At 72.7% G+C, this 6,959-nt stretch carries 9 protein-coding genes; all 9 read right to left on the reverse strand.

Annotated features, from left to right (window positions below):
* On the reverse strand, window positions 1-1,085 hold a 1,085-nt coding region (lgt, locus tag ACWD3D_RS31315; RefSeq protein WP_451464125.1), incomplete at its 3' end, for a prolipoprotein diacylglyceryl transferase.
* Between the two features lie 100 nt (window positions 1,086-1,185).
* Entirely contained in the window at window positions 1,186-2,004 is an 819-nt protein-coding gene (locus ACWD3D_RS31320; RefSeq protein WP_451464126.1) for a DsbA family protein, read from the reverse strand.
* A gap of 75 nt (window positions 2,005-2,079) precedes the next feature.
* Window positions 2,080-2,910, reverse strand: a complete 831-nt coding sequence (gene trpA, locus ACWD3D_RS31325; protein ID WP_451464127.1) for a tryptophan synthase subunit alpha — start codon at window positions 2,908-2,910, stop codon at window positions 2,080-2,082.
* On the reverse strand, window positions 2,907-4,193 hold the full coding sequence (gene trpB, locus ACWD3D_RS31330) for a tryptophan synthase subunit beta (RefSeq protein WP_387371316.1): 1,287 nt from the start codon (window positions 4,191-4,193) through the stop codon (window positions 2,907-2,909). Before trpB ends, trpA begins: the two co-directional genes overlap by 4 nt.
* 151 nt (window positions 4,194-4,344) lie before the next feature.
* Window positions 4,345-4,641 carry a tryptophan biosynthesis modulator TrpM gene (trpM, locus tag ACWD3D_RS31335; RefSeq protein WP_451464128.1) on the reverse strand — a complete coding sequence of 99 codons (297 nt, stop codon included), beginning with the start codon at window positions 4,639-4,641 and terminating at the stop codon, window positions 4,345-4,347.
* 9 nt (window positions 4,642-4,650) lie between these two features.
* Complete coding sequence (trpC, locus tag ACWD3D_RS31340; RefSeq protein ID WP_451464129.1) at window positions 4,651-5,460, reverse strand: indole-3-glycerol phosphate synthase TrpC; 810 nt, start codon at window positions 5,458-5,460, stop codon at window positions 4,651-4,653.
* Between the two features lie 117 nt (window positions 5,461-5,577).
* Window positions 5,578-6,105 (reverse strand): DUF2752 domain-containing protein, encoded by a 528-nt coding sequence (locus ACWD3D_RS31345; protein WP_451464130.1) that lies wholly within the window; start codon window positions 6,103-6,105, stop codon window positions 5,578-5,580.
* 130 nt (window positions 6,106-6,235) lie between these two features.
* The gene (locus tag ACWD3D_RS31350) at window positions 6,236-6,487 is read right to left on the reverse strand and encodes an HGxxPAAW family protein (protein WP_387371320.1); all 252 of its coding nucleotides are present in this window, start codon (window positions 6,485-6,487) and stop codon (window positions 6,236-6,238) included.
* Window positions 6,488-6,665: 178 nt separating this feature from the next.
* A complete protein-coding gene (locus ACWD3D_RS31355; protein ID WP_451464131.1) occupies window positions 6,666-6,905 on the reverse strand; it encodes a Trp biosynthesis-associated membrane protein in 240 nt (79 codons plus the stop codon).
* Between the last annotated feature and the right edge of the window lie 54 nt (window positions 6,906-6,959).

The following is a 6,959-nucleotide window of genomic DNA, read 5'->3' on the forward strand; positions in this document are numbered from 1 at the left end:
GTACGACGTGCGGGGTGCCGTCCGGGCGGAGAGTGGTCAGGGTGCAGAGGTGGTACTCGCGCCAGAAGGCGAGGTACTCGGGGCTGGGGTCGCGCCGGCCGGTCCACGACATCGGTCCCGGTGGCGTCGTCCGCCGTGCCGGCCTTCGTCGCTTCGGCCTTCACCATGTCGGCCTTCGGGGTGTCGGTCGGGCCGTCGTCCGTCGCGTCCGCCTCGGCGTCCGTGTCGGCGTCGGCCTTGGCGTCCGTGTCGCCGTCGTCGTCCGTCTCCTGCGCCCCGGGCTCCACGATCTCCTCGCGACCGGGACGCACCCTGGCGGAGATCACGATGTACGTGACGGCCAGGACGAAGACGATGATCGCGGTCCACACGTTCAGCCGGAGCCCCAGCACGTGGTGGGCCTCGTCGACCCGCATGTACTCGATCCACGCGCGGCCGGTGCAGTACGCGGCGACGTACAGGGCGAACGCGCGGCCGTGTCCGAGCCGGAAGCGGCGGTCCGCCCAGATGACCAGCAGGGCGACACCGACGCACCAGAGCGACTCGTAGAGGAACGTCGGGTGGTAGGTGCCGGCGACCCGGTTCGGGGCCTCGCTGATCTTCAGCCCCCACGGCAGGGTGGTCTCGCGGCCGTAGAGCTCCTGGTTGAACCAGTTGCCCCAGCGCCCGATGGCCTGGGCGAAGGCGATACCGGGGGCGAGGGCGTCGGCCCAGGCCGGCAGCGGGATGCCCCGGCGGCGGCAGCCGATCCAGGCACCGACGGCGCCGAGGGAGATGGCGCCCCAGATACCGAGGCCGCCCTCCCACACCTTGAAGGCGTCCACCCAGTCCTCACCGTCACCGAAGTACAGCTGGTAGTCGGTGATGACGTGGTAGAGACGGCCGCCCACGAGGCCGAAGGGCACCGCCCAGACGGCGATGTCGGCCACGGTGCCGGCTCTGCCGCCCCGGGCGATCCAGCGCTTGTTGCCGAACCAGACGGCGACGAAGACACCGATGATGATGCAGAACGCGTAGCCGCGGAGCGGGATCGGTCCGAGATCGATCACGCCGGTCGACGGGCTGGGAATGAAGGCAAGGTTCATGACGGAACCGACGCTACCCTGCCGGGCCGCGCGGACGGCACGCCACCCGGCAACGTATGGGTAACAGGGCCGGAATCCACCGTGCTTCGATCCACCGTGATCAGGAGGCCGCGGGCGTGGGAGTGAGGGTGCCGGCCTTCTTGCCCTTGTTGGCCTCTTCCACCCACTTCTTGAGGTTGGCGACCGAGATCTGCTCGTCGCCCTTCTTCGGGAAGATGGATTCGCCGTTGAGCAGCGCGGTCGGGGTCCCCTGGAAGCCGCCCTCGCTGAACGCGGTGTTCGACTTCGCGACCCAGGCGTTGTGCTTGCCGTCCTCCACGCAGCTGCGGAAGGCCGGGGTGTCAAGGCCGGGGACCTTCTTGGAGAGGTCGATCAGGGTGCTGTCCTTGCCGAAGGCGTCATCGGTCTCGGCGGGCTGGTTGGTGTAGAGGATGTCGTGGTACGCCACGAACTTGCCGGCGTCCTGGGCGCAGGCCGCGGCGTTCGCGGCGCGCACGGAGCCGGTACCGCCCATGTTGCCGTCGATGATCGTGGCCAGGTGGTACTCCACCCGGAGCTGTCCGCTCTTGGTGAGCTCCGCGATGGTGGAACGGAACGCGTTCTCGAACTGGGCGCAGACCGGGCAGCGGAAGTCCTCCCAGATCGTGAGCGTGGACGGGGCGTCGCTCGCTCCCACCGGGATGGCGAGGTCGTCCTTCCCGGTGGCGCCGGACGGTGCGACGACGGGGGCGGCGGTGCTGTCGTCGTCGTCCCCGGCGTTGGCCGCGATCAGGCCGATCACGGCGGCCAGCGCCAGCACGCCGATCACGGCTCCGGCGACGATCAGCGTGCGGCGGCGGCGCTCGCGCGCCTTCTCCTGCTCACGCTGCTGGACGAGCCGGTCGCGCGCGGCCCTTCTTCCTTCATGGTTCTCGCTCACACCCGCAGCAACGAACCGGGGAGGCACTCGCGTGCCTCCCCGGTCCCACTCCACCCGTACGGGTGACACAACGCGTCAGCGCTTTCGAACACCTTCGGCGAGTTCGCCCGCGAGCGCCTTCACCGCGGCCGTGCCCGCGGCGGCGTCGGGCGCGTCGAGGATGGCCTTGACGAAGGCCGACCCGACGATGACGCCGTCCGCGAAGCCGGCCACCTCCGCGGCCTGCGCCGCGTTGGAGACGCCGAGGCCGACGCAGACCGGGAGGGAGGTGGTGGTCGCGCGGGTGCGGGCCACCAGGTTCTGGGCCTGGTCGCCGACGGAGGCGCGGGTGCCGGTGACTCCCATGAGGGAGGCGGCGTAGACGAAGCCGGAGCCCGCCGCCGTGATGGTGGCGAGGCGCTCGTCGCGGCTGCTGGGGGCGACGACGAAGACGGTGGCGAGAGAGTGCTTCTCCGCGTTCTCGCGCCACACGGCCGACTCCTGGACCGGCAGGTCGGGCAGGATGCAGCCGGCCCCGCCCGCCGCGGCCAGCTCGGCGGTGAACCGCTCGATGCCGTAGCGGTCGATGGGGTTCCAGTAGGTCATGACGAGGATCGGGGCGCCGGTCGCCTCGTACGTCTCGCGGACCGTGCGCATCACGTCGGCGATCCGCACGCCGCCGCGCAGCGCGATGTCGTCGGCGGTCTGGATGACCGGGCCGTCGAGCACCGGGTCGCTGTGCGGCAGGCCCACCTCGACGACGTCGGCGCCGCCGGCCACGACCGCCTTGATCGCCTCGATGCCGCCGTCCACGGTCGGGAAGCCCGCCGGGAGGTAGGCGATGAGGGCCGCGCGGTCCTCGGCCTTCGCGGCGGCGAGGGTGGTGTTCAGCAGTGCGATGTTGCCGGTGTGTCCGGTGCCGCTCACTTGACGTCCCCCTCGATCTCCGCGCCGTGGCCGGCCGTGTCCGCTTCGACGGTCGCGTCGGCCTCGTACAGCCCGAAGTAGCGGGCCGCGGTGTCCATGTCCTTGTCGCCACGCCCGGAGAGGTTGATGACGATCAGCCCGTCCTCGCCCAGCTCCTTGCCGATCTCCAGGGCACCGGCCAGCGCGTGCGCGCTCTCGATGGCCGGGATGATCCCCTCGGTGCGCGAGAGCAGCCGCAGGGCCGACATCGCGGCGGCGTCCGTCACCGCGACGTACTCGGCGCGGCCGACGTCCTTGAGGTAGGAGTGCTCCGGGCCGATGCCCGGGTAGTCCAGGCCGGCCGAGATGGAGTACGGCTCGGTGATCTGGCCCTCGTCGTCCTGGAGGACGTAGCTGCGCGAGCCGTGCAGGATGCCGGGCTCGCCCGCGGTGAGGGTCGCCGCGTGCTCGCCGGTCTCGACGCCGTGCCCGGCGGGCTCGCAGCCGATGAGGCGGACGGAGGCGTCCGGGATGAAGGCGTGGAAGAGGCCGATGGCGTTGGAGCCGCCGCCGACGCAGGCGACCGCGGCGTCCGGCAGCCGGCCGGCGCGTTCCAGGATCTGGCGGCGGGCCTCGACCCCGATGACCCGGTGGAAGTCCCGGACCATGGCGGGGAAGGGGTGCGGTCCCGCGACCGTACCGAAGAGGTAGTGGGTGCGGTCCACGTTGGCGACCCAGTCGCGGAACGCCTCGTTGATGGCGTCCTTGAGGGTGCGGGAGCCGGACTTCACGGCGACGACCTCGGCACCGAGCATCCGCATGCGGGCGACGTTGAGCGCCTGGCGCTCGGTGTCGATCTCCCCCATGTAGATGGTGCACTCCAGGCCGAACAGCGCGCAGGCGGTCGCGGTGGCGACGCCGTGCTGACCGGCTCCGGTCTCGGCGATGACCCGGGTCTTGCCCATGCGCTTGGTGAGGAGCGCCTGGCCCAGCACGTTGTTGATCTTGTGCGAGCCGGTGTGGTTGAGGTCCTCGCGCTTGAGGAAGACGCGCGCGCCGCCGGCGTGCTCGGCGAAGCGGGAGACCTCGGTCAGGGCGCTGGGGCGGCCGGTGTAGTTGACCATGAGCTCGTTGAGCTCGGCGGCGAAGGCCGGGTCGGCCTTGGCCTTGTCGTACTCGACGGCGACCTCGTCCACGGCGGCGACGAGCGCCTCCGGGATGAACTTGCCGCCGTAGGCACCGAAATAGCCTTCGGCGCTGGGGATCAGACCCTCGGGGTCCGGAATGAAGAAGTCAGAGGACATCCGACGTGGCTCCTGGAGATGGCAACGGGTGGGTTCACCGGATGCGCCGGGGCGGAGCGGAGGACCACCGCGACCGGACCTGGTCGGGGCGGATGCCGGGTCGGCGCACGGACCCTTCACGGGTGGGTGCGCGGGACGCGGAAGCCTTCGTTCAGTGCGGCGCTGGGGCCGCGCGCCATCGCATGCCGTTGACCTGTCCCGGCTCGTCGCCGATGACGTAGCGGACCCGGCGGCCGTGCACCCGGCGGGCGGGGGCGCGGCAGCCCCGGTGCCAGAACGGCGGGGCGCAGCGCCGGGGCTTCGGGTGGTCGAGCGGGAGGAGCGGGGGCCGGCCGCCGCCGTGTGCCAGGGGTGCGCGCGGCTCGCGCACCGGCCGCCCGGCGGGGCGGGTGCCCTGCGGGGTGAGCGGTGCGGAGCACGGGAGCCCCTGGCGCGCGGAGACGGTCATGGCGGTGGGTCAGCCCCGTCCGTGCCGGAGCGCGGGGTGGGTGCCGGCGGCGACCAGGTCGGCCACGGCGACGCGCGGGTCGCGGCCGGTGACGAGCGACTCGCCGACGAGCACGGCGTCCGCGCCGGCGTTGGCGTACGCGATCAGGTCGTGCGGGCCCCGGACGCCCGATTCGGCGACCTTGACGATGTGGTCGGGAATCTCGGGGGCGACCCGCTCGAAGGTGGAGCGGTCGACCTTGAGGTCCTTGAGGTTGCGGGCGTTGACACCGATGATGCGGGCGCCTGCGGCGACCGCGCGCTCGGCCTCCTCCTCGTCGTGGGCCTCGACGAGCGGGGTGAGGCCGATGGACTCGGCCCGCTCGATCAGGGAGACGAGGGCCTCCTGGTCGAGGGCGGCGACGATCAGCAGGGCGAGGTCGGCGCCGTAGGCGCGGGCTTCCCACAGCTGGTAGGAGGTGACGATGAAGTCCTTGCGCAGGACCGGGATGTCGACCTTGGCGCGGACCGCCTCCAGGTCCGCGAGCGACCCGCCGAAGCGGCGCTGCTCGGTGAGGACGGAGATGACCGACGCGCCACCGGCCTCGTAGTCCGCGGCGAGCGCGGCCGGGTCGGCGATGGCGGCCAGGGCGCCCTTGGAGGGGCTGGAGCGCTTGACCTCGCAGATGACGTTGACGCCCTCGCCGCGCAGTGCGGCGACTCCGTCCTTGGCCCGGGGAGCGCGTGCGGCGCGTTCCTTGAGCTCGTCGAGGCTGACGCGCGCCTGCCGCTCCGCAAGGTCCGCACGGACGCCGTCAATGATCTCGTCGAGCACACTCACGCGAGCGGCCCCCTTCCGGAACGAACGAATGATGGAACAGGATCAGCCGTCTCGATGGTATCCGCAGCGGAGCCCTGGGCTCGCATCCGGCCGGTCCACGTCCCAGCAGGTGGTCACTCAGGGTGCCAGCGCGGTGCCGATGGGCAGGTTCCGTACGACGCCGAAGGCCACCAGCACCGCGCCGATCCCCCACCACCAGCGGGGCGGGACGCCCACCCGCAGCGGTTCGCGGCGGGCCGTCCGTACGAGCCAGAGCGGCCAGAGGGCGGCGAAGAGGACGTAGCCGGTGACGGCGAGGGCGTTGTCGCCGAGGGCTGTGACGAAGTCGCCGTGGGCGAAGGCGTGGGCGCTGCGCAGTCCGCCGCAGCCGGGGCAGAGCAGGCCGGTCAGCCGGAAGAGCGGGCAGAGAGGGTAGTGGCCGGGTTCGCCCGGGTCGACCGCGGCGACGTACCCGAACGCGCCGACGACCGCGGCCAGGGCGCCCACCGGCGCGGCGAACCGCCGCACACTGGGTGCCGGGCGCGGGGCTTCGTACGGGACGGCGGGGACCGCGTACGTGTCCGGCGGGCAGGGACCGCCTTGGGCGGGCCCGGCGGACCCGGCGTCCGGGGGCGGGGTCGCGGCGGGGAGGGGAGAGGCGTCCACCCGCCGATTGTGCCCCCGGTACGCGGAAAGGCGCAGCCCCGAGGGGGCTGCGCCTCGCGTGTCGCGTGGTCGCGTCCGACGGTGCGGGGGCCGGTGCCCGTGCGGGCGGGCCCCCTGCTCCCGGCGTACGTCAGTGGCCGAGCTGGGCCTCGCCCGCACGCGCGCGGGCGGCGGCGTACTCCGGGCTCTCCTTCGGCATGCCGAGTCCGGCCATCTTCATCGCCAGGCCCACGAGGGCGCCCACGAGGGTCACGCCGATGCCGGCCCAGAACCCGGCCGGGTTGGCCGCGACCATGAAGACGCCTGCGACGCAGAAGCCGATGAACGAGATGATGACACCGGTCCAGGCGGCCGGGGTGTGTCCGTGGCTGCTGCCCGCCATGAGTTGCTCCTCGTTGGTGTTGCGCGGTGTGCGGTGTGTGCGGTGTGTACCGGGGTCCACGGTGGAAAGGCCCGCCCCCATTGTCCCGTACGCGGAGGCGGGAGGTGATCCGGGGGGTCGTTGGTCCCGGTCGTGTCCGGAGCCTCGCGGGTGGACGGCGGCGCTTGCGGGAGGGCCTTCAGCCGGTGGGGTCCTCGCCCCGGTCCAGGGCCTTCCACAGTTCCTCGGGCCGGTCGGGGTCCCGGGGGTGCGCGGGCGCCTTGCGGGGGCGGGGGGAACCGTCGCGCTCGTAGCGGCCGGACATGGTGGGCCAGCGGCTTCCGAAGCGCAGCGCGAGCACCCCGGCGACCAGGATGAACAGGCCACCGACAACGGTGCCACCAGGGCCAGCGCGCCGATCTTGATCCGGCGCCGCCAGTCCGGCGCGGGCCCGCCCTGGACGTAACCGCCGTCACCGCCGCGTCCGCCATGG

Source organism: Streptomyces sp. NPDC002690, from assembly GCF_053592415.1.

Bases quoted from the DNA above. Each gene is read 5' to 3' on its own strand.
- trpM (WP_451464128.1), bottom strand. From the start codon at position 4,641: ATGACCGTCTCCGCGCGCCAGGGGCTCCCGTGCTCCGCACCGCTCACC.
- ACWD3D_RS31350 (WP_387371320.1), bottom strand. From the start codon at position 6,487: ATGGCGGGCAGCAGCCACGGACACACCCCGGCCGCCTGGACCGGTGTC.
- trpB (WP_387371316.1), bottom strand. From the start codon at position 4,193: ATGTCCTCTGACTTCTTCATTCCGGACCCCGAGGGTCTGATCCCCAGC.